Below are 26,159 nucleotides of genomic sequence, written 5' to 3'. Positions count from 1 at the left end.
CATCACTTTCCAAAGAAAGTGGATTGCCGGGTCAAGCCCGGCAATGACGATTGAAAGAGCGGCAGCCGATTGCCCCCCAACTCTCAAGGAGTCCAAAACATGGCTGCCAAAGACGTTAAATTTTCCGGCGACGCCCGCGACCGCATGCTGCGCGGCGTCGACGTTCTCGCCAACGCGGTGAAGGTGACGCTCGGCCCGAAGGGCCGCAACGTCGTGATCGAAAAGAGCTTCGGCGCTCCCCGCATCACCAAGGACGGCGTCACCGTCGCCAAGGAAATCGAACTCGAGGACAAGTTCGAGAACATGGGCGCGCAGATGCTGCGCGAAGTCGCCTCCAAGACCAACGACACCGCCGGCGACGGCACCACCACCGCGACCGTGCTGGCGCAGGCGATCGTGCGCGAAGGCGCCAAGTCGGTCGCCGCCGGCATGAACCCGATGGATCTCAAGCGCGGCATCGACATCGCCGTTCTCGCCGTCGTCAAGGACATCGAGAAGCGCGCCAAGCCGGTCGCCGCTTCGTCCGAAGTCGCCCAGGTCGGCACCATCTCCGCCAACGGCGACACCGCCATCGGCAAGATGATCGCCCAGGCGATGCAGAAGGTCGGCAATGAAGGCGTCATCACGGTCGAGGAAAACAAGTCGCTCGAGACCGAAGTCGACATCGTCGAGGGCATGAAGTTCGACCGCGGCTACCTGTCGCCCTACTTCATCACCAATGCCGAGAAGATGACGGCCGAACTGGAAGACGTCTACGTGCTGCTGCACGAGAAGAAGCTGAGCGGCCTGCAGTCGATGCTGCCGGTGCTGGAAGCCGTGGTGCAGTCCGGCCGTCCGCTTTTGATCATCGCCGAGGACGTCGAGGGCGAGGCGCTGGCGACGCTGGTGGTCAACCGCCTGCGCGGCGGCCTCAAGGTCGCCGCCGTCAAGGCGCCGGGCTTCGGCGATCGCCGCAAGGCCATGCTGGAAGACATCGCGATCCTGACCGGCGGTCAGCTGATCTCCGATGAACTCGGCATGAAGCTGGAAAGCGTCACCGTCAACATGCTCGGCCGCGCCGGCAAGGTGGTGATCGACAAGGAAAACACCACGATCGTCAAGGGCGCCGGCAAGAAGAAGGACATCGAGGCCCGGGTCACGCAGATCAAGGCGCAGATCGAGGAAACCACCTCGGACTACGACCGTGAGAAGCTGCAGGAGCGTCTGGCCAAGCTCGCCGGCGGCGTCGCGGTGATCCGCGTCGGCGGCGCGACCGAGATCGAGGTCAAGGAAAAGAAGGACCGCGTCGAGGACGCCCTCAACGCGACCCGTGCGGCCGTGCAGGAAGGCATCGTGCCGGGCGGTGGCGTGGCGTTGCTGCGCGCCAAGAAGGCTGTCGGCCGCATCCACAACGACAATTCCGACGTCCAGGCCGGTATCAATATCGTGCTGAAGGCGCTGGAAGCTCCGGTTCGCCAGATCTCGGAGAATGCCGGTGTCGAGGGCTCGATCGTGGTCGGCAAGATCCTCGAGAACAAGTCCGAGACCTTCGGCTTCGACGCCCAGACCGAGGAATATGTCGACATGGTCGACAAGGGCATCATCGACCCGGCCAAGGTGGTGCGGACTGCGCTGCAGGACGCTTCGTCGGTCGCCGGCCTGCTGGTGACCACCGAAGCCATGGTCGCCGAACTGCCGAAGGAGCCGGCAGCCCCGATGCCCGGCGGTGGCGGCGGCATGGGCGGAATGGGCGGCATGGGGTTCTAAAGCACTACCGGTTCTGACTGAATCAGAACTGAAGCTCTGGATTCTTGTTTTGACGCGTTTTCTTCACGCGAACCGGTACCCACTTCGCTCGAAAACGCTACCAAAGCCCCGTTTTCCCGATCAATCAGTCGAAGGCCGCCTCCGGGCGGCCTTCTTTTTTGGCTTTTTTGGCGATGAAGCGCGCCCGATCGGTTGAGGACGTGCTGGCTCGAAAACGCTGCCGGGGTTTGCTACTTACGACCCCTGCCGATTTCATCGTTTAAGGGAATTTCATATGCGCGCGCGCTTCCTCCTCCTGCTCGGTCTGATCACGGTCTTCCCGAGCCTCGCTTTCGCCCAGATGAAACTTCCCTCCAAGACGACGCCGGGCGCGGCCGAGACGCGCTATTTCACCGCGATCGACGGCCTGATGGGCGGCAACGCCGACGTCATCCTGAAGGAAACCCGGCAGGGCAAGAACGTCACCGCGGCCGTGCTCGACGTCTGCTACCCCGCCGCGAAAGGCTCCGACCGCAAGGACCGCTTCGTCGCCAACCTCGCCGTCAACGGCCAGAACCTGACCGGCACGACGCAGAGCCTCGGCGACAAGCTGCCGGTCGCCATCAAATTGCTGCGCAAGCCGACCGGCGACACGTTCGAATTCCGCGGCCAGATCACGATCGGCCAGGCCGTGACCGAAGTGACCTCGACGGAAAATTCCGATCTCAGCGAGAAGGAATTTTTGGACAACCAGACCAGCGACGACGGCATCACCCCGGCGCCGAAGGATTTTACCGAGGTTTCGCCGGAAGCGTTCGGCGTGCGGGTCAAGCTCGACGCCGCGCTCGACTTCCTCAAAAGCCTGAAGGGCGAGGCCGTCGAGGTCGGGCTCTCGAGCCTTTCGATTTCCTGCGATGCGCTGCGCGCCGGCGAGCAGACCATCAACCTCACGGCCGATCCGGAGCGCGCCGCAGCACTGATTGCGAAGGCCAAATCGATGCCGGGCGTGGTCGCGGCGGGATGGACCAGCGGCGCTGTCGAGATGGACCGCACCATCCGGTTTGCCGCGGCCGAATGGCGCGACGGCGACAAGATCAACAAGGACAAGATCGCTTCCGCGATGTCGGGCGTGCTGGCCAAAACGCTCGTCGCCAAAGCTGCGGGCGCAACGTGGGATGCCAATACCGGCAAACTGAAACTGGCCTTCAAGCGGCCGAGCCCGGTCTACCCGCCACTCGCGCTCACCGAAAGTGTCGAGGTCACCGCGCTGGTCTCCCCGGACAAACCGGGCGCATCGGACAGGCTGATGCTGTGGATCTCGAGCCCGGTGATCACAACCGCGGATGAAGGCACGGGCGCGAAGCTGAACCTGACGGAAGAGTCCACCGGCGACGAGGAAGGCGGCGAGCCAAAGGACGACAATGGCTCGGTCGAGGCACTGGCGAAAGAGTTCAAGGGCCAGCGCTGGGACGCCGACAAGTCGGTGTGGAAATAGGGCGCGCGTCGCTCATCGAGGTTGCGTAGTTTGACGTCGAGCGTTGGCGCGTGCTATCCGGCTCCCGCCGAAAATAGGTATGGCCGGATTGGTAAGCCCGGCCTGTTCCCGGAAACGGGAATTCTATCCCCGCTTGCGGTTGGACCCACGGCCGGACGGAGTGACGACGTCGTCACGCTGCCGGTTGGTCGTGCGCACCGGGTTTTCGGCCTTCTCGTCAGCTTCGGCTTCGTTTCTGTCCGTTCCTCAAATCTGAACGGATGAGACCATGCAACTCAAGCACATCAATTTCGCCACGTCGGACGTCGCCGGTCTGGGCGCATTCTTCGAACGCTACTTCGCGTTCAAACCCTTGCTCGAACGCGGCTCCGGCGCATTCATGCTGATGAGTAATGATGAGGAATTCGTCCTCACTTTGATGAAGACGAAAAAACAGGACCGGGCCATCTACCCGGAAACCTTCCATATCGGTTTCTACGTCGGCGATCCGGCCGCCGTGCAAGCCAAGCACGACGAATTGGCGGCCGCCGGCTGCTCGCCGGGAGAGATAAAGCACGCAGGTGGCAACGGACGCCGTACGCATTTCTACTGCGCCGCACCCGGCAATGTCGTTGTCGAAATCGCGACGAAACCGGAACTCCACGCCACTGAGTAGGCTGGCGCTTTGCGGTCGTGGTTGGGCAGCGTGCTGGTCGCGATCAGCGTGACAAAATCACCCTGACGTTTCCAGCACGCCGGCGTCCCGGCGGCCGGCGACTGACCTTCATCGCCCAAGCCGATCTATCCACTGCAATGATCTGGCCCCGGACTTTGATTGTTAAGATTCGATTCAGCTTAGAGGAACATCATCGATTATCCGAAAATTGGATCACATCATGCAAGACCGCGAGCCGAGTACCTTTGAAAGCAGTTGGTCGGGCAATGTGATTGCCGGGCAGTGGCGGGAGCAATCCGCGAGCCTGTGGAGTTTCCTCAAATCCGATCGAGACCAGGTATTGGTGGTGCGGGAGCCATTTGGCGATCGGGCACGCGCCGCTGTGCTGGTCGCGGCAGCGCTGGTAGCAAGCTTTGGACTGGGATGGGCCGGCGGCCTGAACTGGCCCCAGTTCGCAAGCGAACTCGGTCTTGTGGAAGTGGCACAGAAAGAAGCTCCCTCGCCGCGAATTGCCGAAGCACGATCAAGCGGCAGGATTGAAGGCACGCGAAAGGCGGCAACGACGTCAGATTCGCCCGCCATTGTCGGAAGCATCCCCAAGCCATCGGCCCTGTTGCCGAGCGGTGCACGCCCGGCTGCGGGCCCGATGTCCCAGGCCAATGCAGGCCCTTCCGCCGCTGCGATCGCGATGCGGCAGCCCCTGGTGGCCGCGCCGGAAACCAGGCCGGCGACGATTCCCGGCTGGACGGTTGTCGATGTCAGGGACGGCACCGCTGTTCTCGAAGGTCCTGAAGGAATTCGGATGGCTGCACGCGGCGACACAATTCCCGGACTCGGACGCGTGGAGTCCATCGTGCGCTGGGGCAACCGCTGGGTCATTGCCACCGCCAGCGGATTGATCGCGACGCAGTAACGGAGCTCCCGCCTGGAGCACGATCGGTTCTGATGAATCAGAACCGATACTCAGGATTCTTGTCTTGACGCGTTTCTTGACGCGAACCGGTACCCACTTCGCTCGAAAACGCTCTAGTTCGTGTTGATGCGAAACCGCAGCGTCTTCGCGCCGACGAACGACACGAAATCACCCTGCCGTTTCCACGTCCCCGCTTCGGTCAAGGCCGCGATCAACTCGTCATCGGCCTGCGCCCGGTCTGGCGGACAGGGCCGGTTTTCCATCGCGCCGGCGACGAAGATCACGGTGTTGCCCGCCACCGAGAACTGGCCCTTGCCGCCCTTGCACCAGAGTTCGAGGACCACCTCGCCGGCATCGCCGATCTCCAGATTGGGGATCCGTTTGGAGCCGGGCTGGCGGCCCACGTCGAGTTGCATTTCCGTCCCGAACGGAAAGCCATCATCGGCCCGGGCCGGGCCGAACGGCAGTGCGGTAGCGATCAGCAGCAGCGAGCCCACCCCGGCCTGAAACATGCGTGCGAATGAAAACATGCAACCCCCTCGAAACACCTGCGCCCGTCACCGCGCGCCGTTTTATTGAACAACGGCGTGATTGGCTAGGGCGTTTGTCAAAAGTTGAGCACGCAAGGCTTAGGCAATAAGCAAAGGAGCTATTTTTCGTTCACTTCATGATGCCGCAACGCTTTGACTGTTGCGATGAACTGAGGTGGGATCAGGCGTGCGCCTGAATGCGCGTTCAAATCGGGGAGAGACACGATGTGCGCGGGTGATGACAAGAACTGTCCGGAATATGAATTGCACCACCGCAGCTTCAAGGAAACGCTTGATCGGGAACGTCGGTCGTTCTTGAGGTCCGGCTTCGCCGCGGCCGGGGGCGTCGCAGCGATGACCGCGGGCGGCATTTCTCTGGTGACGCCGCAGATGGCGGCTGCCGCCGAAAAGAACCAACCTGCCAAGCGCTCCTATCACCATTTGCCGGCGAATGCCGATACGGTGCATTGGGGCTATTTCAGCAAGAAGCTGAAACCGCAGGTCGAGATCGATTCCGGCGACTTCATCACCATTGAGGCGTTGACCCACCATGCCAACGACGACGCCGAGCGCATGGTAAAGGGCGATCCCGGCGCCGAAAGCGTGTTCCTGTGGACCAAGGAAAAGAAGGGCGTAAACCGTCGTGGCGCCGGACCGATGGATGCCTCGCTGTTCGGACGTGGCGCCGGCGAGGGCCTTGGCGTGCACATCTGCACAGGCCCGGTCTACGTGCGCGGCGCCCAGGAGGGCGACGTGATCGAGTTGCGCATTATCGACGTCACGCCCCGGCCATGCGCCAATCCGCAATATCCTGGAAAGACTTTCGGCAGCAACGCGGCGGCATGGTGGGGTTTTCACTATAAAGACTTGTTGACCGAGCCTAAACCGCGCGAAGTCATCACGATCTACGAGGTCGACGCGTCAGGCGAACGCAACTGGGCGAAAGCCGTCTACAATTTCCAATGGACTCCACAGACCGATCCTTCGGGCGTGGTGCACAAAACCATCGACTATCCCGGCGTTCCGGTCGATCACGCCACGATCAAGGAGAACCACGGCATCCTGAAGAATGTGCGGATTCCGATACGTCCGCATTTCGGCGTCATCGGCCTGGCGCCAAAGGAAGCCGATATCGTCGACTCAATTCCGCCAAGCTATACCGGCGGCAACATCGACAATTGGCGGATCGGCAAGGGCGCCACGATGTATTATCCGGTCGCGGTCGAAGGCGGCCTGCTTTCTGTTGGCGACCCGCACGCTTCGCAGGGAGACTCGGAGCTGTGCGGCACGGCCATCGAAAGCTCGCTGAACGGCACCTTCCAGATCATTCTGCACAAGAAAGCCGATCTCGTTGGAACGGCTCTCGAAGCCCTCGACTATCCGATGCTGGAAACCAGGGATGAGTGGCTGGTGCACGGCTTCAGCTTCGCCAATTATCTCACCGAATTGGGAGACAAGGCGCAGTCGGAGATTTACTCGAAATCGTCAGTTGACCTCGCTTTGCGCGATGCGTTCCGCAAGATGCGCAAATTCCTGATGACGACCAAGAAGCTGACGGAGGATGAAGCGATCTCCTTGATTACCGTCGGCGTCGATTTCGGCATCACCCAGGTGGTCGATGGAAACTGGGGCGTCCATGCGGTCATCAAGAAGGATATTTTTGCAGGCGGCGAGACCTGACCAAATCCCTCTCCTATGAATATCCCCGCGGCGCCGGCCGCGGGGATCGTTATCGATCGCTTCGATCGCGGCGGCTATTTCAGCACCATCTCCGTGAATGGATAGACGTAGGCCTGCAACATGACCAGGAGGCCGACGAGACAGGCCAGCGCGATTGAATGCTTGAACACGAAGCGCAGGATCGTGCTTTCGTGTCCATACCAGTTGGTTGCGGTGGAGGCGACCACGATCGATTGCGCGTCGATCATCTTGCCCATCACGCCACCGGAGGAGTTGGCGGCGGCCATCAGCACCGGAGACAAGCCGAGTTGTTCGGAGGTAATCTTCTGCAGATTGCCGAACAGGATGTTCGACGCCGTATCCGATCCCGTCAACGCCACGCCGAGCCAGCCGAGCAGCGTCCCGAAGAAGGGATAGAGCACGCCGGTTGCAGCGAAGGCGAGACCGAGTGTCGCATCGACACCCGAGAGCCGCGTCAACGTGCCGATCGCCAGCATCGCCGAGATCGTGATCAGCGAGATCGCGCACAGCCTGATGGTTCGGCCATATTCCCCGATCATCCTGGCCGGACTAAAGCCCGCCAGCAGGCCGGAAACGATCGCGGCAATCAACATGCCCGTGCCGGTGAACGACAGGTAGGTGAACGCGAACACCGCCCCTTCCGGTGTCGGCTTGGCCGCCACCGGCGGCACCTTGTTGATCATGTTGTGCAGGTCGGGAACGGGATAATTCCAGGTGAAGATCGAGTTCGCCCAGGTCTTGAACCCGCCGTTGCCCCAGACCAGCATCACGACGCAGACGATGATCCACGGCAACAACGCGCTCCAGAGCTGGCTCTGGGTCAGCGGCGTCGTGTCCATGGGTTTCGGCGCGGTCATGGTCGCCGCCGATTCATCGCGGCCGCGCAGCGCCGCCGACCGCCAGAGCTGCTTGGGCTGCCACACCCTGAGGAACAGGATCAGGCAGCCCATCGAGATCAGCGAGGCGCCGATATCGACGATCCATGGGTTGATGTAGTTCGAGATCACGAATTGCGGGATCGCGAACGAAAGGCCAGTCACCAGAATGGCCGGCCAGACCTCCTTCATGCCCCGCCAGCCGGCGAAGGCCCATACCACCCAGAACGGCACGATCAGCGAGAACACCGGCAATTGCCGGCCGACCATCGCGCCGAGGATGTAGGGATCCAATCCCGTGACCGAGGCGAGACCCTGGATCGGCGTACCGAGCGCGCCATAGGCCACCGGCGCAGTATTGGCGATCAGCGACAGGCCGGAGGCGGCCAGCGGAGAGAAGCCGAGGCCGATCAGGACCGAGCCGGTGATGGCGACCGGCGTACCAAAGCCGGAAGCCCCCTCGAAGAACGCACCGAACGAAAACGCGATCAACAGCAGTTGCAGGCGCCGGTCCTCGGTGACGCCGCCGACCGCGCGTTTCAACAATTCGAATTGGCCAGTTGCGACCGTGAGCTGGTAGAGGAAGATGACGTTCAGCACGATCCAGCCGATCGGGAAGAACCCGGCAACGACGCCGAGCAAGGAGGCACGGATCGACATCCCCGCGGGCATGGTGAAGATGAAGATCGCGATCAGGTTGGTCAGGATCACGGCAATGATCGCAGCCACATGCGCCTTCACCTTGCCGCTGGCGATCAGCACCAGCAGCGTGACCACAGGCACGGCGGCGGCAATCGTCGACAGCGCGGCGTTGCCAAGCGGATTATAGTGTTGATCCCACATTGCGGTTCTCCCCGACATTGTTGTTCAGCGAGCCCGCCAGCGTGGACGGTCAGGCACGTTTTTCGGCGATCGCGGGAGCGTCCTTGCATGCGGGGCTGGGGGCTGATCCGGTTTCGCCAGAAGTCCGCTCACAACCTCGCGAAGTTTGATGGCCGCCGCCCCTCGCCGTTCCGGCCATGCTAGGCTCTCGGCGGCGGTTGCGACAAGCTGCCGCAGGCCAGAAACCACATAACTTTCGTCGCAGGCCCTGTAATTCTTCCATCCCTTCAAGGCCTTGAGGGCCTTCCTCCGGAGACGGTGAATCTGTGAAAAATATCCGCTCGACGCTCGCGACGGTGTGGCGAATCGCCGCCCCGTATTTCAATTCCGAGGACAAATGGGCCGGCCGCGGACTGCTTGCCGCGGTGATCGCCATCGAGCTGGCGCTGGTCGGAAACGACGTGCTGATCAATTTGTGGCGCGCCCGCTTCTACAACGCGCTGCAGGAGAAGGACTCGGACAGCTTCATCCGCGAAATGCTGGTGTTTTGCGTGCTCGCCACGATCCTGGTCGCACTCCAGGTCTATCAGCTCTATCTGAACCAGTGGCTCCAGATCCGCTGGCGCAGCTGGATGACCAGCAAATATCTCGCAGATTGGATGCATGACGCCAATCACTACCGCATGCAGTTGCAGGGCGACGCCGCCGACAACCCCGACCAGCGCATGAGCGACGACGTCAAGCTGTTCGTCAGCCAGACACTCTCGTTAGGGGTGGGGCTGCTCAGTTCCATCGTCTCGCTGGCGTCCTTTGTCGTCATCCTCTGGGGATTGTCAGCGGCTGCACCGCTGGTGCTGTACGGCATCGATTTCACGATCCCCGGCTATCTGGTGTTGGCCGCGCTGATCTACGCCATCTTCGGCACCGCGTTGACGCAGTGGATCGGCTCGCCACTGGTCACCCTCGATTTCAACCAGCAGCGGCTGGAGGCGGACTTCCGTTTCAACCTGGTGCGGGTGCGCGAGAACTCCGAGCAGATCGCACTGCTGAAGGGCGAGCCCGCCGAACGCGAGCGGCTGTCGGAGCGCTTTTCCCGCGTCATCGCCAACTGGTATGGCATCATGAGCCGCACCAAGCGGCTGACAGCCTTCACCCAAAGCTATGCACAGGCGGCGGTGGTGATTCCCTTCGCGCTGGTCTCACCCGCCTATTTCGCCAACAAGATCCAGCTGGGTGCGCTGACCCAGACCGCGGAAGCCTTCGGCAAGGTGCAGGACGCCCTGTCCTTCTTCGTCACCGTCTACCGCACCATGGCGGAATGGCGCGCGGTGGTCGCCCGTCTCGACGGGTTTGAGCGATCGATTGCAAGCGCCACCACCCTGCCGACCGAACCCGGTTCGATCGGCATGGCCCAGACCGCGACAGCCGAGATCAGCCTGCAACAGCTTCTGGTGAACTTGCCCAATGGCAAGCCGCTGGTCTCTGCCGACGGCCTCAGCCTTCGCGCCGGCGAGCGTACGCTCCTGACCGGACCGTCGGGGTCCGGCAAATCGACGCTGTTCCGCGCCGTCGCCGGCATCTGGCCATTCGGAAACGGCGCGATCAACGTTCCCGCCGGTGCATCCCTGATGATGCTGCCGCAACGGCCGTATTTCCCGATCGGATCGCTGCACGCGGCGATCGTCTATCCCGGCGAGACCGAAGGCTTCAACCCGGACCAGGTGAGAGGCGTGCTCGCCATGGTGGGCCTGCCGCTGCTTGGTCCGCGGCTGGAAGAGGAAGCGCACTGGAATCGCATGCTGTCGCTGGGCGAGCAGCAGCGTCTCGGGCTGGCGCGCGCCCTGCTGCACAAGCCGGACTATCTGTTCCTCGACGAGGCGACCGCCTCGCTCGACGAGCCCTCGGAAGCGGCGCTGTACAAACTGCTTGCGGAAAAGCTGCCGGACACCACCATCGTCTCGATCGGCCACCGCTCGACGCTGGATGCATTCCACGAGCGCAACATCAGTATGGTGCGTGATGGCGATCGCTTCGCGCTAAAGGACGGCAAGCTGGCGTCGGTTCAGTAGGCCGCGGGCTCCATCCGGGCTACGCCGTTCCTGGAGCTACAGCCAGCGCCGCGGCCATGGCTGGCGGCGCACCCCGCGGTGCCAGACATAGGAGAACGCGGTCAACAGCAGCGCGCCGGCCAGCACCGGCGCCAGCAGGAACGTCGATGGCAGATTGCCTGATACCACCAGCAGCGGGTTGATGCCCGCCGGCGGGTGAAAGGTCCCGGTCACGTACATCGCCAGAATGGAAAGGCCGACGGCTGCGGCCGCGGCCCAGGCTTGCGGCCCGGTCAGCTTAAGCACGGCAAGGCCGACCAGCGCCGATATCAGATGACCGCCGATCAAGGCGCGCGGCTGCGCCGGCTCCACATCCGGCGATCCGATCACCAGCACGATCGAAGTGGCGAACGGAATCACCGCGAGCGGATAATGCGCGGCGAACGAGAACAGCTCCATCACGCCGATGGCGATGGCGCCGCCGAGGCCCGCGACCGCGCCCGCCGCGACGTTGCGGTGATCGTTGCGGACGATCGCATTCCGCAAGCTCCGCCGCCAATCCTGTTTCATCTGCGCCACCCAAAAGAAAAGGGGCGGCAGATCGCTCTGCCGCCCCCCTCGTCTTCGACGAGAAGATCTTACTTCAGGTTGGTCAACGCGGTCAGGTCAGCCGAGAGCTTGACGATGCCGGCGGCGCCGCACCAGTTCGAACCGACGCCCGACGGATTGATCGGGGTCACGAACGTGCCGAGGTTGGTGCCGTTGAGGTTGCCGCGAGCCGAGAAGTCGCTGGTGAAGGCGTTGCAATCACCCTTCGACAGGTTGGTGTCGGAATAGCGGAAGTCGAGCGTGAACACCTTGTAGGTGAAGCCGATGCCGATGTTCCAGGTGTTGTAGTCGGCGTAGTTGATGCCGTTCGGGAACAGCGCGGTGCCGTAGAACGAGTCAGTCGTGCCCAGCCACTGGCGGCCGAACTCACCCGACACATACATGCCGATGCCGCTGGCGCCGAACCAGGTGCTCGGGGCAATCGCCTTGCCGACGATCGAAGCATAGGTGCCCGGGGCGCCGCTGTTGAGGAAGCTCGGCGTATAATAGACGTTGCCGCCCATCGAGAAGTTGTCGTTGAAGGTGTAGTTCACCTTGCCGTAGACCTCGACGAAGCTGACGTCCTTTTTCAGAACGTTGCTGTTTACGAGCGCGTTCTGCAGACATTCGCCGCTAAGCGGAACGCCGGCGGCATCAGTCCCACCCGGAAATGCGTTGGCTGCGCCGTATTGGCAGGTGCCGCCCGGATACATGTAGCCCCAGGCGCCGACGTCAAAGGCGAACTGGCCGACCGTCAGGCGCGCGCCGCCGTAGGCGTCGACTTCAGCCGCGGCACGGTTGGGGAACGAGATGCTCGCACCGCCCACGCCGACATAGAGCTGGAAGTCCTTGGTGACGTTGTAGCGCGGCTCGAAATAGACGTTGACCGACGGCTTGTGGTTGGACTGGGTGATGCCGCGGAAGATGTAGTCGTTGGTGATGCCACCACCGAAGGCGAAATCCCAGGGATCGAATGCCGGCGGCGGCGGGGCCTTGACGGCCTTCACAGGCATATCCGCAGCGAAAGCCGAACCCGATACCAATGCCAGCGCCGTTGCTAACAAAGCCACTTTCTTCATGACGATCCCCATTCCACCCTTATTGACAGTCCCGTTCCGGCACCCCCCAAGGGCAAACGACAACCGACTGCGGCCAAATGTCTTAACGTGGTCACACAGTGGTCTGCGGCATCACGATCGTGAAGCAAAAAAGGCAAGCATGTGCCGCCTTTTTAGGCGTTCTGGCCGTTCCGATAAATGTTCTCCGCGTGTGTTGCATTCCCACAACTATTTTAGGGGTTTTGGTGCCGCCGGCCGCCAATTGAAACTGGAAAATGGGGCGGCGGGCGACGTGCCGGAGGATGCTTTTTACGAATCAACCACCCCCGGGAAAACACGCCTTCGGTCGACCGCGCAAACTTAAGGACAGCCCACACGAAAAAGGCCGCAGCGCTGGACGCTGCGGCCTTTCCGAAACGTTGTTCCGCAGGCGACCGTCTAGTTGTGGTCACCGCCATTGGACGAGCCGGCTCCCCACGAGGAGTTGGACGATTCCGGGCTAGCCCAGCTCGGCGCCGGTGCGGGCTCGGCTTCCGGCTCGGGCGCGGCCATCGCGGGCTCCGCCTTGGGAGCGGCGGGCTTGGCCGCCTTCCGTTTCTTCGCCGCGCTCTTCTTGGCGGCCTTCTTCGGGGCAGCCGCCTTTGACTTCTTGGCGGCCTTCTTGGCGGATTTCTTTGCGCCCTTGGCAGCCTTCTTCGCCGATTTCTTCGCGGCTTTCTTCGACGCCTTCTTGGCGGACTTCTTCTTCGCCACTACGGCCTTCTTGGCCTTTTTGGCCTTCTTCGCCTTCTTACTCTTCTTCGCCATCTGGTCCTCCTGTTGCCGCTGTCCATGTCTGTCGAGCGCTTCGAATAGTCCGTGGGCCAGACCGGGGCGACACTTCCTGGAAGTGCCCTCCCGCTCCATCCCTTGTCGGGGCGTGATCTCCGGGCAAACGCTTCGCGTTTGGTCCCGGGGAAACCGGATGCCGATCCCGCCATCCACATGCGGGGCAGACGCTCCGGATCATGCCCTTAGGCCGATCGATCAATTCAATCCTGGCCGATCGATCCAGGCTTTGGACCTCCTGTCGCCCAATCGAGAAGCTCAATCGTGTGCACCACAGGAACTGACGTACCGCCGGCAATTTGAACCATGCATCCAATATTGCCTGCAGCGATCATGTCCGGCTTGACTGTCGCAAGATTGGCGATCTTCCGATCGCGCAATCTGCTCGCAATGTCGGGCTGGAGAATGTTGTAGGTCCCCGCCGAACCGCAACACAAATGGCTCTCAGGCACATCTTTCACCACGAATCCATTCTTGGAAAGCAATTCTTTCGGAAGGCCTGTGATTTTCTGTCCATGCTGCAGCGAACATGCCGAGTGATAGGCGATTGTGACGTCGCCTTTTTGCGTCGTTGGCGCGAGTTCAATGCCGCCGAGAAACTCCGTGATATCCTTTGCCAGCGCGGAGATTTGCGCTGCAGGGCTAGCGAAATCGCGATCCTCGCGCAGCATGAAACCATAGTCCTTGATGACGGTGCCGCAGCCCGATGCCGTGATCAGGATGGCGTCGAGGCCACCTTGTTCCGCTTCCTTTTTCCACACGTTGATGTTGGCGCGGGCCCGCGCCAGCGCGTCGCCGTCCTGCCCGAGGTGATGGGTGAGCGCGCCGCAGCATTGCTCGTCCCTGACCAGAACGACCTCGATGCCGTGGCGCGTCAGGAGATTGATGGCGGCCTGGTTGATGCGCGGCGCCAGCACCTGCTGGGCGCAGCCCTGCAGCAGCGCGACCCGCCCGCGCCGCTCGCCGATGGCCGCAAAGACGCTGCCGCCCGAGGGTCCAGGCGCCGGAAGGCCGTTCGGCGCGAGCGCCAGCATCGCCTTGATCCGCCGCAGCAGACCGGGCGTCGCCGCCGCCCTTGACGCCGGCAGCAGGGCCGCAAACGGCCGGGCGAGCCGTGCCATGATCATGCTGGCGCGAAACAGCTTGGGCCGCGGCAGCACCAGCGCCAGCACCGCGCGCAGGGCCCGTTCGGTCAGCGGCCGCGAATAGTCCCGCTCGATCCGGACCCGCGCCTGATCGACCAGGTGCATGTAGTGCACGCCGGACGGACAGGTGGTCATGCAGGCAAGGCAGGACAGGCAGCGGTCGATGTGCTTGACCACCTCCGCGGTCGGCGGGCGGTCCTTTTCGAGCATCTCCTTGATCAGGTAGATCCGCCCGCGCGGGCTATCGAGCTCGTCGCCGAGCAGCACATAGGTCGGACAGGTCGCGGTGCAGAAGCCGCAATGCACGCAGGCGCGCAGGATCTTGTCGGCTTCAGCGATGTCAGGGTCGGCGAGCTGGGTGAGCGAGAATTCGGTTTTCATGTCGCGGTCCTGCGCAGCATCCGGCCGCGGTTGAGCACGATCCGGGGATCGAAGCTGTGGCGCACGCGTTCGCTCAAGGCGGCGAGCCCGCCGGCTTGCGGGTGGAATACATCGACCTCGCGGCGAACCTGCTCGGGCGCCCGTATCAGCATCGCGTGGCCGCCCACCGCCTCGGTGCGCTGGCGCACCAGGGCCGTCTGCGCGTCCGGCTTCGGCGGCAGCGCCGCCCAGATCAGGCCGCCGCCCCAGTCGTAGATCACATCGCCGCCGGTCTCGCGCGCCAGGGCCTGACCGAGCGCGCCGCCGGACGTGGGCGGACACACGATCCGCCATACCGGCCACGCCCCGATTTCGCCGCCCACGGCGAACGGCCGGACGTCACGGATCGTGCTCCAGACCGCCGCAGAGCCTGTGTCTGTAAGAACGTCTACCCCACCAAATGGCGCGAGCACCTTCGCGAGCGAGTCGGCGCGTGCCGCAACCGATGCCGCGATGCCCTCGAGCCGCAGCAGTGTGGCCGTCTGAGGCGGCGGTAAGAGCTCCGCCAGCGGTCCCACACCGGCGCGGAACGCTGAATTCGGCACATGCGCCGCCCCCGAGACATCGAATGGCGATCCCAGCGCCGCGGTCATCGCCCGGTTGGCGGTGACGGCATCGAGCCCAAGCAGCCTCAACGTGCGTTCACTCTCCGGCTTTGGCATCACCTTCAAGGTCACTTCCGTCATGACTGCCAGCGTGCCCCACGACCCCGCCAACAGCTTGCAGAGATCGTAGCCGGTGACGTTCTTCACCACCCTGCCCCCGGTCTTGAAACTGTCGCCGAAGCCGGACACGGCATGCGCGCCGAGGAGATGATCGCGCGCGCCGCCGGCCTTGATCCGGCGGGGACCGGCCAGCCCCGCGCCGATCATGCCGCCGATGGTGCCGTTGCCGGACACGCCCAGCAGCACGGAAGTGTCCATCGGCTCGAAGGCGAATTGCTGGTTCTTGGAATCGATCAGCGACTGCACGTCGGCGAGCGGTGCACCCGCCTGCACCGTGATGATCAGCTCGTTCGGCTCGTAGGCGGAGACCGCGTTGAGCGAGGAGAGATCGAGCACCGCGTTGGTCGCCATCGGATGGCCGATCGCACGCCTGGTGCCATGGCCGATGATTTCAAGCGGCTGCTCGCTGGCGATCGCCGCCCGCACCACCTCTTCAACGTCCCTGGCGTCACGTACCTTGAGAGTATCCACGCACGCCCTGCTTCAAAATCTTGGAATATCGGGAAACGCCAGTCTGCCGCCGTGCACATGCATGCGGCCGAGTTCGGCGCAGCGGTGCAGGGTCGGAAACACTTTTCCGGGGTTGAGCAGCCCCTGCGCGTCGAAGGCGCATTTCAGCCGCTGCTGCTGGTTGAGGTCGACTTCCGAAAACATCTCGCCCATCAGGTCGCGCTTCTCGATGCCGACGCCATGTTCGCCGGTGAGCACGCCGCCGAATTCGACGCACGCGCGCAGGATGTCGGCGCCGAAGGCTTCCGCGCGCTCGATCTCACCGGGCTGGTTGGCATCGTAGAGGATCAGGGGATGCAGATTGCCGTCGCCGGCGTGAAACACATTGGCGACGCGCAGATCGTATTTCGCCGAGAGGTCGCGAATGCGCGCCAGGGCCTTCGGCAGCGCGCCGCGCGGAATGGTGCCGTCCATGCAGAGATAGTCGGGCGAAATCCGGCCCACCGCCGGGAATGCCGCCTTGCGGCCGGCCCAGAACAGATTGCGCTCGGCCTCTGACGTCGAAATCTGGCAGGTCGTCGAACCGCAGGCCTGCGCGATCGCCTCGACGCGCTTGATCAGCTCGTCGACTTCCACGCTCGGACCATCGAGTTCGATGATCAAAAGCGCCTCGACATCGAGCGGATAGCCGGCATGGACGAAGGCTTCGGCGGCGTGGATCGCCGGCTTGTCCATCATCTCCATCCCGCCCGGAATGATGCCGGCGCCGATGATATCAGCCACGCATTCGCCGGCGGCCTCGACCTCGGCGAAACCGACCATCAGGGCGCGGGCGGTCTCCGGCTTCTGCAGGATCCGCACCGTGATCTCGGTGATGACGCCGAGCAGCCCTTCCGAGCCGGTGATGATGCCCATCAGGTCGTAGCCCGAGTTCTCCGCGGCCTTGCCACCGATGCGCAGGATCTCGCCGGACATCAGCACGATCTCGCAGCCCAGCACGTTGTTGGTGGTCATGCCGTATTTCAGGCAGTGCACCCCGCCGGAATTTTCCGCGACATTTCCGCCGATCGAACAGGCGATCTGCGACGACGGATCGGGCGCGTAATAGAATCCGGCATGCGCCACCGCCTGGCTGATGGCGAGGTTGGTGACGCCGGGCTCGGTCACCACGACGCGGTTGTCGAAATCGATCTCGCGGATGCGCTTGAACTTGCTTAAGCCCAGCAGCACGCCGTCCGCCAGCGGCAGCGCGCCGCCGGATAGCGACGTGCCGGAGCCGCGCGGCACCACCTTGATGCCCTGCTCGCAGCAATATTTCAGGACTTGAGAGACCTGCTCCGTGGTGTCGGGCAGCACTACGACCATCGGCGGTTGCCGATAGGCCATCAGGCCGTCGGACTCGTAAGGGACCATTTCGGCAGCACTATCGATTACGCCCTCGCCCGGCACGATCGCCCGAAGAGCTGCAACGATGGCACCCCGGCGCTCCAGAACCGCCTGATCGGAAGCCGGCATCATGATGGCCATACGAGTTCTCCAAGCCCCGCGAATTAACGATTTGTGGTGGCAAATCAAGCACGTCTGCCATGGTTTGGGTAGGCCACCCGAAGGCTGGATTGCGACGCTTCACACGACCATTTCTCTCTGGGACAAGTCTGCAATGATGAAACCTGTCAAGGTTTCGTGGCTTGTCCAACCCAAACGGGCCTGCCACAAGAAATCCACCTCTCTACTTGGGAAGAAACGAAGAGCACCACATGAAAACACCGATTTTGGGCGCGCTGGTTGTCGTTACCTCATTGGCCGCGGCATCGGGCGCGCTGGCGCAGGACGCCGCCGCCGGCAAAACCTCGTTCAACAAATGCCTTGCCTGCCATGCGATCGGCGAAGGCGCCAAGAACAAGGTCGGCCCGGTGCTGAACGGGCTCGATGGCCGCCACTCCGGCAGCGTCGAAGGCTACTCCTATTCGGATGCCAACAAGAATTCCGGCATCACCTGGAACAAGGACGTGTTCCTCGAATACATCAAGGAGCCGAAGGCGAAGATTCCCGGCACCAAGATGGTGTTCGCCGGCATCAAGAACGAGAAAGAGGCCAGCGACCTCTGGGCCTACGTCTCCTCGTTCGACAAGGACGGCAAGGCCAAGTGATTTCTTCACCCTCCCCTGGAGGGTGAGATGACGACAGCGCTCGCCGCATCAAGGCAGCGTATGGACGATCACGGGCCCGGCCATCGCGGTGGCCGGCCCGGTCAACAGTGGCGCCAGATCGTGCTCGATCCACGCCAGCGCGCGCTTGTTGGATTCCTCGGCAGCCGCGAAGTTGTTGAACAAGCTGATCGCGATCACCGTGTCGTCGGGCGCATAGACCACGTAATAGCCCATGAAGCCCTCGACCCCGCTGATGACGGGTATCGCGCCTTCCTTGATCCTGCGTGTGAGTTCCTCGGCCTTGCCGGCCTTGGCCTTGCCCTGACGAATGGCAGCGTACATGGCGCTCTCCCTCGAAGGTCGGCTGCCCAGTTCGCATCCCTCAAACATTCATCCCGAGCGGGGCGAGCAGCGGAATCCCGCGCGCGTCGATCGTATCCCATCTGCAGCCGTCAAGCCACGTGCGCCGTCATTATCGCCCTTTGACCCGCGCAAAAATCCGCACGGCGACAAAAAACCGGGCTCCCGCATGTCTCAATGGGCCGCCGCGGCCGTAGTTGACGCCACGCCGCCGATCATCGCCTCGACTTCCGCCATGACGAGATCGGGCGCGGCCTGCTGGATCATGTGGCCGACGCCCGGCAGCACGATCAGTTTTACGTTCGGCGCGGTAGCCGCAAACGGCCGTGAGTGGATGTTGGTCGACACCGTCTTGTCGGCCTCGCCGGTAATGATGGTGACCGGCGCCTTGATCTCCGCATAACGCGGCGCCTGCTCGGCGACCGAGGCCTTCAGCGTCACCAGATCGTGTGCATTGGCGATGAATTCGCGCGGCCGCAGCAACAGCGGCGTGGCGGTGTTCCGGACAAATCCATCCGGCATGGTTTGCGGCAGGAACACGCTGCGCGCGCCCGGTTCCGCCAGCAGGAGGCCGAGCGGCAGCGTGACGGTGTAGGCGAATAGCGGGCCGATCACCGGGGTTGCAATCAGCCTGTTGTAACGCGCGATGCCGCCGGGCCACGGATAAGCCACCGGCGCCAGCATCACGAGACCAGCGACGGCTTGCGGATAATCCAGCGCGATGCGTGTCCCCAGCGCCCCGGCCCAGGAATGCACCACAAAGATCGCGCTTTTGACGCCGAGCTTTGCCAGCGCGTCGGCGATCATGCGGGCCTGAATTTCGGGCGTCGAGTCCTCGAGGCGGGCGCGGGTGCTCCAGCCATGCCCGGGACGGTCGATCAGGATCACGCGGTGCTTCCTGGCAAGCCGTTCCCCGACCGGCTGCCGCATCACTTCGAGATTGGAACTCGCGCCATGGAGCATCACGATCGGCGGACCGGCCGCATCGCGCGGACCGATATCGACGACGTGCAGGGCCCCGCCCTCGACCTCGACCATCCTGCCCTGGGCCGGATGGGCCCGTTCGCTGAGAAAGACGCCGGCTTGCGTGACCAGCGCCAGCACTGCCAGCACCGCCACGAAAATCACCACCACCATCGAGGATTTCCGGCTGATTTTCTGCACCAGCGAGCTACGGCCCGGATCGGCGCGGGTTTCGGAGGTTGTCCACAGGGTGCCGATTCTGTGGATAGCGGGGTCATAATGATGTCATCGACAAATTTATACATTGGCGCTGACACTTTCGCCATGTGTGGCCGTGCCTGATTAGGGGGTTAGTCGGGCGCCTCACTTTACCCAACATCCACAGGAGCAGGGGCGCTCACTGCAAGTTGTTCCAGCGTAAAATCGGAGAAGTACCCATGATTTCCGACGCAAGCGAAGCCGCCATCGATCAGATCGTAGCGAGTTGCAATGGCGACATCCGCGGCGCCCTCAAGGCCCTGCTGCGAGTAAACGAGCAGCTTGAGGCCGAACTGGCGCAGTTCTACGCGGCGGTAGGCCTCGACGGCATGGCGCGCGGCAGCAACGCCGTACATTAGAGCCTTTGGGCCGACGCGTTTTCCCGACGCGAAACGGCTCCAAAACGCTCTAATCGGATTTGTTCTCGTCACCCTGCGTCTGTGCGGGCGGTTCTTCCACCGCGGGGCATTGAGGGATGGTCGAACGGGCCAGCTTGGCGTCGTTGAGCGACTGATACGGTCCGGTTCCGAACCAGATGTTTCCGCCGACCTGGGCGTTGATGACGGGGTTGCTCGTGACGATCTCGCATTTGCCGGTCGCGCTGTTGCCGACCACCCAATAGCCACCTTGGGCGAAGGCGCAGGTTCCGGTCGCGACAATCATCCCGCCGACCAGCAGCAATGATTTCATGGCTCGCTCCTGTAACGCAGTCAGCCAATAATAACCCGTGCGCGGCGCGGCGTTCCTGCCTGAAGTATGTCGTCGGGAATCAGGGTTAACCGCGATCTTCTTGATTGAGCATGATCTTATCGGAAAACCGCTACCCACTTTTCCGGATCATGCTCGTAATCAGATATCGCGGCCTTCGACCTTTTCGGTCAGCGTCTTGACCAGTTCCGGCACCTTTTCGAGATGCGGATTGACGGCCAGCGCCTTGCGGAACGCTTCCAGCGCGCGCCTTTCGTCGCCGATGTCCTGCATGATCATGCCGAGCCCGGCCAGCGCGCCGAAATGCCGGGGCTCGCGTATCAGCACCTGCCGGATGTCCTCCAGCGAATGGGCGTAGTCGTTCTTCAGGTAATACAGCGTCGCGCGCCGGTTCCATGCCTCGACATAGTCGGGACGCAGCTTGACGAGGGCATCGAGCAGTTTCAGCGCGACGTCCGCCTTCTGCGCATCCATGGCGGCCTTGGCGCGCAGCATCAACAGCGCAGCCGTGTCGCTCGGGGTCTGCATCCACAGCGCCCAGATCCGCGCCTCGACATGCTTGGCGCTGGCTTCATCGGGGGCGGCCTTCAGTGCGCCGAACAGGAAATCCAGCCCACGGGTGCGGTCGGCACCGACCTTCGGAAGCTTGCTCGGCGCTTCCGGCAATTTCTTCTGGGCTTTCGGCGGGGGGACGACCTGGGTGTTGTTCTGGGCAAAGGCGGTCACCGGCGCGGCTGCCATGACAGCAGCGAGAACCACGATCCGGCAGTTACGGGCGCCCGGGAATCTCAAAAGCATGGGCCAAGTCTAGACGCGCAAAATCGCGCCGCAAAGCGGCACGTCGTCAAAGACATGTGAAATGAAGAAGAAAAAGCGGGCTCGGCGCCCGGGGCTTGACCCCGGCGGCTCAACCTTCGCGGCTTAACCCTGACGGGCCTTGAAGCGGCGCTGCACCTTGTTGATCACGTAAACCCGGCCCTTGCGGCGGACCAGACGGTTGTTGCGGTGACGGCCGCGCAGCGATTTCAACGAGTTACGGACCTTCATGGGAACAATCCTGATGCTTTGAAAGGCCGTGTTGAAGGCCGAACCTGAGCTACCCGAAAGTGGCAAAATGGGATTTATCCCGAAAGCGGCCAACCGCCCGGGACGGGGCGGTTTCTAAGCCATGGCGGCACCGAATGTCAATGCGAATGGGACCGTTTTCGGGCCCATCCGTCCCGTTCCGGACCTAACGCCGGGCGGATTGATGCCTGGTGGAACGCCTGGGAATCACTGGCAAAACAGATCGCGCGGGAATTCGACCAGGGCCTCGCCGGTCGCGACCTTCTCCTCGCGCTGGTTCTTCACCACCACGTCGATCAAAACCCAGCGGGATTTTTCAGTCGTCTGCTTGGCCTTGATGATTCCTGAGGGCTGGATGGTGTCGCCGGGCCGGACCGGCTTGACCCACCGCGTCTCCAGCCGCCGGTGGACCGCGCCGGCAGGGCAGGCCCAATCGGTGAGCATCCGGGAGATCAGCCCGAAATTGTTCATGCCGTGCATGATGATGCCGCCAAAATTGGTCTTGCCGAAATTGCCCTTCATGTAGTCGTCGTCGAGATGCAGCGGGTTGTAGTCCAGCGAGGCATCGCAGAACAGGCGGATGGATTCGCGCGAGACGGCGAATTTCGGGCCGTCGATGACGTCGCCGGCGGAGAGACTGTCGAACGTGGCAGGCATTGATCGCTCCCCTCTCACATCGGCCGAATCGTCCAGCCGCGGCCGGAACAGATTACATTGCCCTTCTGGTTGAAGAAGACGTTGTCGTGCACCACGAACAGCCGCTCGCGCTTGATGAACTTGTCGAGCGCGCGGGCCTGCAAGGTGATGACGTCGCCCGGTCGCGCCGGGATGTTGTAGCTCCAGGATTGGCCGGCATTGACGGTTCCCGGCGAGCGCATCCAGTCGTCCGCCGGCGTGCAGGAAAACATCAGGAGGATATGGATCGAGGGCGGCGCGATCAGCCCGCCATAACGCGTGGTCTTCGCATAGGCCTCGTCGAAATAGATCGGATGATCCTCGCCGACCGATTTGCAGTACAGTTCGATGGCTTCTTTGGTCAGCGTGTAGGGAATGGTCTTGCGGGGCTCGCCGGGAACGATGTCGTCCCAGAGCTTTCGCAAATTGGCGTCTTTCCAGAAGTCGGTTTCGAAGGCCTCCGCTTGCGCCATACTACGCTCCTGTTCTTGCTCTTTTGCTTCTGCCGCCTTGCGGAATTTGTTATATAGTATAATCAATTTTCCAGACCCAAAAATCAAGCCGTCGGGGAAGCCCAATGCCCAAGCTCAAACTGCCCGATATCGAAAAAGTCGTCGCGATCGACATCCACACCCACGCCGAGGAGCCCTGCGGCATGCATGGCGACGACGGCTATGACGATTTCCAGGAGCGGATGGCGGACTATTTCAAATCGCCGCACAAGCATCCGCCGACCGTGCCGGAAACCGCGGCCTATTACCGCTCCAAGAACATCGCGGCGGTGATCTTCCCGGTCGACGCCGAGCGCGAGACCGGCTTCCGCCGCTACAACAATTACGAGATGCTGGAAGTCGCGTCCGACAATCTCGACGTCCTGATCCCCTTCGTTTCGATCGATCCGCACAAGGGCAAGCTCGGCGTGCGCGAGGCGAAGAAGCTGATCGAGGAATACGGCGTCCGCGGCTTCAAATTCCATCCGACCATGCAAGGTTTCTACGCCAACGACCGCATGGCCTATCCGCTTTACGAGGCGATCAATGACGGCGGCGCGATCGCGCTGTTTCACACCGGCCAGACCGGCGTTGGTTCCGGCATGCCCGGCGGCATGGGGATGCGCTTAAAATATTCCAACCCGATGTATATGGACGATGTGGCGGCGGATTTCCCCGACCTGAAGATCATCCTGGCGCATCCTTCCTTCCCCTGGCAGGAAGAGGCGCTGTCGGTCGCGACCCACAAGCCGAACGTCTATATCGACCTCTCCGGCTGGTCGCCGAAATATTTTCCGCCGATCCTGGTGCGCTACATCAACTCGATTTTGCAGGACAAGATGCTGTTCGGCTCGGATTGGCCGGTGATTACGCCGGACCGCTGGCTGGCGGATTTTGCAAAACTCGACATTCGTGAGGAAATCAGGCCGAAGGTGCTGAAGGCCAACGCGCGGAAGATTTTGGGTATATAATGCGCCTCGCTGGCAGACTGCTGAGCAAGAGGATGGTGCGTGGCGAAGCTCGCCAATATCGTCTTCGTCACCGCGCTTCTGATCGGAAGCGCGGCAGATTGCCTTGCGGCTGACACGCTGCCGATCGTCGTCGAAATCGAGACGCCACTTGCCAGTTCACATCCGCTCCAGGGTTACCTGAGACCAACCCACGCCGCGGGTCCCTCGCCTGCCGTTATATTGCTGCACAGTTGCAGCGGAAACTGGCAACGGACCGACCAACGCTGGGCAAAGCGAATCGCGTCATGGGGCTACGTGACGCTGACAGTGGATAGTCTCGGTCCGCGCGGCATCGATAGCTGCGTCAACACGACCCCGGACGAACTGCTCCGGGATCCCTACCGGGCCCTGAACTTTCTGGTACGCCTTCCGTCAGTCGATCCCGCCCGCGTCGCCGTGCTGGGCTTCGCACGCGGTGGCGCGACGGCGCTCATGTCTGTCGAACGTGGCTCCCTGGAAGAAGCATCGCCAGACAAGTTCCGCGCTGCGGTTGCTTTCTATCCACCGTGCAGCAAATTCAAAGGCAACATGATCGCGCCGACGCTGATCCTGATCGGCGAACTCGACGACTGGACGCCGGCCGAGGAGTGCCGCAAGCTGGTGAACGGCCGGGACGATTGGGGGATTTCACGGCAGGAGCGCGGCGCGCCGGTCAAGCTGATCGTCCTTCCCGGCGCCTATCATGCCTTCGACGCGCCTGATCCGAAGGATCCGGTCAAGGACCACCACCTCGAATTCAACCAGTCGGCAACGGATCAATCGTCCGAGGCGCTTCGCGAATTTCTCGGCGCGACGATCGGCGAGAAGGTGCAGGGACAGTGACCATCAAAGCCGTTGTGTTCGACGCCTATGGCACGCTTTACGACGTCCAGTCGGTGGCTGACGTCACCGAGGACGCGTTTCCGGGCTATGGCGACATCATCACCCAGGTCTGGCGCATCAAGCAGCTCGAATACACCTGGCTGCGCTCGCTGATGCGGCATTACCGCGATTTCTCCAACGTGACGCGCGACTCGCTCGCTTACACGCTTGATAGCCTCGGGCTGCAATATGCCGACGACAGCTTTGCGCGCATCATCGACAAATATCTGCATCTCGATCTCTATCCGGATGCGCTCGCAGCACTTTCGGCGATGAAGGACCGCAAGCTCGCGATCCTGTCCAACGGCAGCCCCGATATGCTCAACGCGCTGGTGCGCAACAGCGGGCTCGACGGCGTGCTCGATGCGGTCATCAGCGTCGATGCGAAGAAAATCTTCAAGCCCAGTCCAGAGGCCTACACGCTGATCGAGGAGGTGCTGAACGTGCCGCCCGCCGAGGTGCTGTTCATCTCGGCCAATCCCTGGGACGCCTGCGGCGCCAAGGCGTTCGGGCTCAACGTCGCCTGGATCGAGCGGGTGACACCGGAAGCGATGGCGCTGGCCTGCCTCGAAAGCGAGACACTGCCGCCATTGACGATGTTTTGGGCGTTGCGTACCCAGATGGATAAACTCGGCGTCGTGCCCGATCATCGCATCCACGGCCTCGCCGAGCTCCCCGCCCTGGTGTCTGGCATAAGGTCCTGAAATGAGTCTTGAGTCTGTCCGCGCCTTCTTCGCAGAAAAGGCGCCCGATATCTCCGTGATCGAATCCCAGATGAGTTCGGCCACCGTAGCGCTGGCCGCCGAAGCTTACGGCGTCGAGCCGGCGCGGATCGCAAAAACGCTGAGCTTGCGGATCGGCGAGCGCGTGGTGCTGATCGTGGCTGCCGGCACCTCGCGGATGGACAACAAGAAGGTGAAGGCGCTGTTCGGGGGAAAGCCGAAGATGCTCGGCCTCGAGGAAGTCGCCGAGATCACCGGGCACGAAGTCGGCGGCGTCTGCCCGTTCGGATTGAAGACGCCGCTGCCGATCTATTGCGACGTCTCGCTGAAAGCGTTCGACGTCGTGGTGCCGGCCGCTGGCTCGACCCATAGCGCGGTGAAAATCACGCCGGCGCGCATGGCGGAACTGACCGGAGCCGAATGGGTCGACGTTTGCGAACTCAGGCCCGCGCCGGAAGCGCCGGCCTATTCGTCGTCCTCATAATACGGCGGCGGCTGCATCGGGCGCGGCCGCATCCCCTGCGGCTGCCCATACTGCGGCTGTCCATACTGTGGGCCATACTGCGGCTGCCCATACTGTGGGGCGCGGACGCGTGGCGCGTTTTGCTGTCCGCGCGGCGCGGGCTGCGCGTCGGCCTGCGATTCGAACACCGCACGGCAATTGGTTGAGAGCTGCGGCGCATTTTGCCGCAAACACGCCACGATGCGACTGACGTCCGGGACCTGATCGCTGCAAAGACGCCAGACATCGGGCGTGCACGCCATCTGCTGTTCCCAGGTTCCGCGATACTCTTGCGACAACGCGGGCGCGACGCCGCCGATCGCGATTGCAAGGCCGAGGACAATCCGCTGCGTTCGCATGGATCACGTCCTTTCGTTTCGATTTCGAGTTGACGCGGAACTCCGCGCGGCGACAGC

Annotated in this window: 28 protein-coding genes; 12 read left to right on the top strand and 16 right to left on the bottom strand. The window is 62.6% G+C overall.

Translation table 11 applies throughout. From position 1 onward, the window contains the following. Positions 1–99: 99 nt before the first annotated feature. The 4 genes from groL to ACVWVY_RS14095 all read left to right on the top strand — a co-directional run bounded on the left by groL (position 100) and on the right by ACVWVY_RS14095 (position 4,788). The gene (gene groL / locus ACVWVY_RS14110) at positions 100–1,746 is read left to right on the top strand and encodes a chaperonin GroEL (RefSeq protein WP_456626919.1); all 1,647 of its coding nucleotides are present in this window, start codon (positions 100–102) and stop codon (positions 1,744–1,746) included. A gap of 274 nt (positions 1,747–2,020) precedes the next feature. Then, positions 2,021–3,220 carry a hypothetical protein gene (locus ACVWVY_RS14105; RefSeq protein WP_456626918.1) on the top strand — a complete coding sequence of 400 codons (1,200 nt, stop codon included), beginning with the start codon at positions 2,021–2,023 and terminating at the stop codon, positions 3,218–3,220. A gap of 268 nt (positions 3,221–3,488) precedes the next feature. Next, entirely contained in the window at positions 3,489–3,875 is a 387-nt protein-coding gene (locus tag ACVWVY_RS14100; RefSeq protein ID WP_456626917.1) for a VOC family protein, read from the top strand. 220 nt (positions 3,876–4,095) lie between these two features. Next, on the top strand, positions 4,096–4,788 hold the full coding sequence (locus ACVWVY_RS14095) for a hypothetical protein (RefSeq protein ID WP_456626916.1): 693 nt from the start codon (positions 4,096–4,098) through the stop codon (positions 4,786–4,788). Positions 4,789–4,901: 113 nt separating this feature from the next. Here the strand turns inward: ACVWVY_RS14095 and ACVWVY_RS14090 are convergent, their stop codons facing one another. Continuing rightward, a complete protein-coding gene (locus ACVWVY_RS14090; RefSeq protein WP_456626915.1) occupies positions 4,902–5,300 on the bottom strand; it encodes an META domain-containing protein in 399 nt (132 codons plus the stop codon). 243 nt (positions 5,301–5,543) lie between these two features. Here ACVWVY_RS14090 and ACVWVY_RS14085 point away from each other — a divergent pair, with 243 nt between their 5' ends. Continuing rightward, complete coding sequence (locus tag ACVWVY_RS14085; RefSeq protein ID WP_456626914.1) at positions 5,544–6,998, top strand: acetamidase/formamidase family protein; 1,455 nt, start codon at positions 5,544–5,546, stop codon at positions 6,996–6,998. Between the two features lie 74 nt (positions 6,999–7,072). On the opposite strand, the gene ACVWVY_RS14080 is transcribed toward ACVWVY_RS14085, so the two are convergent. Next, positions 7,073–8,737: an L-lactate permease gene (locus tag ACVWVY_RS14080; protein WP_456626913.1), complete on the bottom strand. Its 1,665-nt coding sequence runs from the start codon at positions 8,735–8,737 to the stop codon at positions 7,073–7,075. Positions 8,738–9,042: 305 nt separating this feature from the next. Between ACVWVY_RS14080 and ACVWVY_RS14075 the strand changes: the two genes are divergently transcribed. After that, entirely contained in the window at positions 9,043–10,785 is a 1,743-nt protein-coding gene (locus tag ACVWVY_RS14075; RefSeq protein WP_456626912.1) for an ABC transporter ATP-binding protein/permease, read from the top strand. Positions 10,786–10,821: 36 nt separating this feature from the next. Here ACVWVY_RS14075 and ACVWVY_RS14070 read toward each other — a convergent pair whose 3' ends face one another. The 6 genes from ACVWVY_RS14070 to ACVWVY_RS14045 all read right to left on the bottom strand — a co-directional run bounded on the left by ACVWVY_RS14070 (position 10,822) and on the right by ACVWVY_RS14045 (position 17,505). Then, on the bottom strand, positions 10,822–11,334 hold the full coding sequence (locus ACVWVY_RS14070) for an HPP family protein (protein ID WP_456626911.1): 513 nt from the start codon (positions 11,332–11,334) through the stop codon (positions 10,822–10,824). A 68-nt stretch (positions 11,335–11,402) separates the two neighbouring features. Continuing rightward, positions 11,403–12,431 (bottom strand): TorF family putative porin, encoded by a 1,029-nt coding sequence (locus tag ACVWVY_RS14065; protein WP_456626910.1) that lies wholly within the window; start codon positions 12,429–12,431, stop codon positions 11,403–11,405. Positions 12,432–12,848: 417 nt separating this feature from the next. Continuing rightward, positions 12,849–13,217 carry a histone gene (locus tag ACVWVY_RS14060; protein WP_456626909.1) on the bottom strand — a complete coding sequence of 123 codons (369 nt, stop codon included), beginning with the start codon at positions 13,215–13,217 and terminating at the stop codon, positions 12,849–12,851. A gap of 224 nt (positions 13,218–13,441) precedes the next feature. Continuing rightward, entirely contained in the window at positions 13,442–14,764 is a 1,323-nt protein-coding gene (glcF, locus tag ACVWVY_RS14055) for a glycolate oxidase subunit GlcF (protein ID WP_456626908.1), read from the bottom strand. After that, on the bottom strand, positions 14,761–15,999 hold the full coding sequence (locus tag ACVWVY_RS14050; RefSeq protein ID WP_456626907.1) for an FAD-binding protein: 1,239 nt from the start codon (positions 15,997–15,999) through the stop codon (positions 14,761–14,763). The genes glcF and ACVWVY_RS14050 overlap by 4 nt, the downstream gene beginning before the upstream one ends. A gap of 12 nt (positions 16,000–16,011) precedes the next feature. Next, a complete protein-coding gene (locus ACVWVY_RS14045; RefSeq protein ID WP_456626906.1) occupies positions 16,012–17,505 on the bottom strand; it encodes an FAD-linked oxidase C-terminal domain-containing protein in 1,494 nt (497 codons plus the stop codon). Positions 17,506–17,735: 230 nt separating this feature from the next. Between ACVWVY_RS14045 and cycA the strand changes: the two genes are divergently transcribed. Next, the gene (gene cycA, locus ACVWVY_RS14040; protein WP_456626905.1) at positions 17,736–18,128 is read left to right on the top strand and encodes a cytochrome c-550 CycA; all 393 of its coding nucleotides are present in this window, start codon (positions 17,736–17,738) and stop codon (positions 18,126–18,128) included. Between the two features lie 48 nt (positions 18,129–18,176). On the opposite strand, the gene ACVWVY_RS14035 is transcribed toward cycA, so the two are convergent. Next, positions 18,177–18,470, bottom strand: coding sequence for an antibiotic biosynthesis monooxygenase (locus ACVWVY_RS14035; RefSeq protein ID WP_456626904.1), 294 nt, complete (start codon positions 18,468–18,470; stop codon positions 18,177–18,179). A 192-nt stretch (positions 18,471–18,662) separates the two neighbouring features. After that, positions 18,663–19,625, bottom strand: coding sequence for an alpha/beta fold hydrolase (locus ACVWVY_RS14030; RefSeq protein WP_456626903.1), 963 nt, complete (start codon positions 19,623–19,625; stop codon positions 18,663–18,665). Between the two features lie 263 nt (positions 19,626–19,888). Between ACVWVY_RS14030 and ACVWVY_RS14025 the strand changes: the two genes are divergently transcribed. After that, complete coding sequence (locus ACVWVY_RS14025) at positions 19,889–20,068, top strand: hypothetical protein (protein WP_212417885.1); 180 nt, start codon at positions 19,889–19,891, stop codon at positions 20,066–20,068. A 49-nt stretch (positions 20,069–20,117) separates the two neighbouring features. Here the strand turns inward: ACVWVY_RS14025 and ACVWVY_RS14020 are convergent, their stop codons facing one another. From ACVWVY_RS14020 to ACVWVY_RS14000, 5 genes are all read right to left on the bottom strand, one after another. Further along, positions 20,118–20,399, bottom strand: a complete 282-nt coding sequence (locus tag ACVWVY_RS14020; protein ID WP_456626902.1) for a hypothetical protein — start codon at positions 20,397–20,399, stop codon at positions 20,118–20,120. A gap of 159 nt (positions 20,400–20,558) precedes the next feature. Beyond that, on the bottom strand, positions 20,559–21,158 hold the full coding sequence (locus ACVWVY_RS14015) for a hypothetical protein (RefSeq protein ID WP_456632208.1): 600 nt from the start codon (positions 21,156–21,158) through the stop codon (positions 20,559–20,561). 180 nt (positions 21,159–21,338) lie between these two features. Then, positions 21,339–21,464 (bottom strand): type B 50S ribosomal protein L36, encoded by a 126-nt coding sequence (gene ykgO / locus ACVWVY_RS14010; protein ID WP_002718645.1) that lies wholly within the window; start codon positions 21,462–21,464, stop codon positions 21,339–21,341. 225 nt (positions 21,465–21,689) lie between these two features. After that, a complete protein-coding gene (locus ACVWVY_RS14005; protein WP_456626901.1) occupies positions 21,690–22,139 on the bottom strand; it encodes a MaoC family dehydratase in 450 nt (149 codons plus the stop codon). Positions 22,140–22,153: 14 nt separating this feature from the next. After that, positions 22,154–22,630: a MaoC family dehydratase gene (locus tag ACVWVY_RS14000; RefSeq protein WP_456626900.1), complete on the bottom strand. Its 477-nt coding sequence runs from the start codon at positions 22,628–22,630 to the stop codon at positions 22,154–22,156. 104 nt (positions 22,631–22,734) lie between these two features. On the opposite strand from ACVWVY_RS14000, the gene ACVWVY_RS13995 reads away from it, so the two are divergent. The 4 genes from ACVWVY_RS13995 to ACVWVY_RS13980 are packed head-to-tail and all read left to right on the top strand — an operon-like array spanning position 22,735 to position 25,725. Further along, positions 22,735–23,619 (top strand): amidohydrolase family protein, encoded by an 885-nt coding sequence (locus tag ACVWVY_RS13995; protein WP_456626899.1) that lies wholly within the window; start codon positions 22,735–22,737, stop codon positions 23,617–23,619. Positions 23,620–23,658: 39 nt separating this feature from the next. After that, complete coding sequence (locus ACVWVY_RS13990; RefSeq protein WP_456626898.1) at positions 23,659–24,480, top strand: dienelactone hydrolase family protein; 822 nt, start codon at positions 23,659–23,661, stop codon at positions 24,478–24,480. Then, entirely contained in the window at positions 24,477–25,223 is a 747-nt protein-coding gene (locus ACVWVY_RS13985) for a haloacid dehalogenase type II (protein WP_456626897.1), read from the top strand. Before ACVWVY_RS13990 ends, ACVWVY_RS13985 begins: the two co-directional genes overlap by 4 nt. Position 25,224: 1 nt before the next feature. Then, positions 25,225–25,725, top strand: coding sequence for a YbaK/EbsC family protein (locus ACVWVY_RS13980; protein WP_456626896.1), 501 nt, complete (start codon positions 25,225–25,227; stop codon positions 25,723–25,725). Here the strand turns inward: ACVWVY_RS13980 and ACVWVY_RS13975 are convergent. Beyond that, positions 25,707–26,102, bottom strand: a complete 396-nt coding sequence (locus ACVWVY_RS13975) for a hypothetical protein (RefSeq protein ID WP_456626895.1) — start codon at positions 26,100–26,102, stop codon at positions 25,707–25,709. The two genes, ACVWVY_RS13980 and ACVWVY_RS13975, sit on opposite strands and share 19 nt — an antisense overlap. Positions 26,103–26,159: the final 57 nt, after the last annotated feature.

This window comes from Bradyrhizobium sp. URHC0002 (assembly GCF_054059515.1).
The sequence above is the reverse complement of the archived record's forward strand: the minus strand, read 5'-3'. Positions and strand labels throughout refer to the sequence as shown.

Excerpts from the sequence above, each read along its gene's own strand:
- groL (WP_456626919.1), top strand. The coding sequence starts at position 100 with ATGGCTGCCAAAGACGTTAAATTTTCCGGCGACGCCCGCGACCGCATG.
- ACVWVY_RS14105 (WP_456626918.1), top strand. The coding sequence starts at position 2,021 with ATGCGCGCGCGCTTCCTCCTCCTGCTCGGTCTGATCACGGTCTTCCCG.
- ACVWVY_RS14100 (WP_456626917.1), top strand. The coding sequence starts at position 3,489 with ATGCAACTCAAGCACATCAATTTCGCCACGTCGGACGTCGCCGGTCTG.
- ACVWVY_RS14095 (WP_456626916.1), top strand. The coding sequence starts at position 4,096 with ATGCAAGACCGCGAGCCGAGTACCTTTGAAAGCAGTTGGTCGGGCAAT.
- ACVWVY_RS14090 (WP_456626915.1), bottom strand. The coding sequence starts at position 5,300 with ATGTTTCAGGCCGGGGTGGGCTCGCTGCTGCTGATCGCTACCGCACTG.
- ACVWVY_RS14085 (WP_456626914.1), top strand. The coding sequence starts at position 5,544 with ATGTGCGCGGGTGATGACAAGAACTGTCCGGAATATGAATTGCACCAC.
- ACVWVY_RS14080 (WP_456626913.1), bottom strand. The coding sequence starts at position 8,737 with ATGTGGGATCAACACTATAATCCGCTTGGCAACGCCGCGCTGTCGACG.
- ACVWVY_RS14070 (WP_456626911.1), bottom strand. The coding sequence starts at position 11,334 with ATGAAACAGGATTGGCGGCGGAGCTTGCGGAATGCGATCGTCCGCAAC.
- ACVWVY_RS14065 (WP_456626910.1), bottom strand. The coding sequence starts at position 12,431 with ATGAAGAAAGTGGCTTTGTTAGCAACGGCGCTGGCATTGGTATCGGGT.
- ACVWVY_RS14060 (WP_456626909.1), bottom strand. The coding sequence starts at position 13,217 with ATGGCGAAGAAGAGTAAGAAGGCGAAGAAGGCCAAAAAGGCCAAGAAG.
- glcF (WP_456626908.1), bottom strand. The coding sequence starts at position 14,764 with ATGAAAACCGAATTCTCGCTCACCCAGCTCGCCGACCCTGACATCGCT.
- ACVWVY_RS14045 (WP_456626906.1), bottom strand. The coding sequence starts at position 17,505 with ATGGCCATCATGATGCCGGCTTCCGATCAGGCGGTTCTGGAGCGCCGG.
- cycA (WP_456626905.1), top strand. The coding sequence starts at position 17,736 with ATGAAAACACCGATTTTGGGCGCGCTGGTTGTCGTTACCTCATTGGCC.
- ACVWVY_RS14035 (WP_456626904.1), bottom strand. The coding sequence starts at position 18,470 with ATGTACGCTGCCATTCGTCAGGGCAAGGCCAAGGCCGGCAAGGCCGAG.
- ACVWVY_RS14030 (WP_456626903.1), bottom strand. The coding sequence starts at position 19,625 with ATGGTGGTGGTGATTTTCGTGGCGGTGCTGGCAGTGCTGGCGCTGGTC.
- ACVWVY_RS14025 (WP_212417885.1), top strand. The coding sequence starts at position 19,889 with ATGATTTCCGACGCAAGCGAAGCCGCCATCGATCAGATCGTAGCGAGT.
- ACVWVY_RS14020 (WP_456626902.1), bottom strand. The coding sequence starts at position 20,399 with ATGAAATCATTGCTGCTGGTCGGCGGGATGATTGTCGCGACCGGAACC.
- ACVWVY_RS14015 (WP_456632208.1), bottom strand. The coding sequence starts at position 21,158 with ATGGCAGCCGCGCCGGTGACCGCCTTTGCCCAGAACAACACCCAGGTC.
- ykgO (WP_002718645.1), bottom strand. The coding sequence starts at position 21,464 with ATGAAGGTCCGTAACTCGTTGAAATCGCTGCGCGGCCGTCACCGCAAC.
- ACVWVY_RS14005 (WP_456626901.1), bottom strand. The coding sequence starts at position 22,139 with ATGCCTGCCACGTTCGACAGTCTCTCCGCCGGCGACGTCATCGACGGC.
- ACVWVY_RS14000 (WP_456626900.1), bottom strand. The coding sequence starts at position 22,630 with ATGGCGCAAGCGGAGGCCTTCGAAACCGACTTCTGGAAAGACGCCAAT.
- ACVWVY_RS13995 (WP_456626899.1), top strand. The coding sequence starts at position 22,735 with ATGCCCAAGCTCAAACTGCCCGATATCGAAAAAGTCGTCGCGATCGAC.
- ACVWVY_RS13980 (WP_456626896.1), top strand. The coding sequence starts at position 25,225 with ATGAGTCTTGAGTCTGTCCGCGCCTTCTTCGCAGAAAAGGCGCCCGAT.
- ACVWVY_RS13975 (WP_456626895.1), bottom strand. The coding sequence starts at position 26,102 with ATGCGAACGCAGCGGATTGTCCTCGGCCTTGCAATCGCGATCGGCGGC.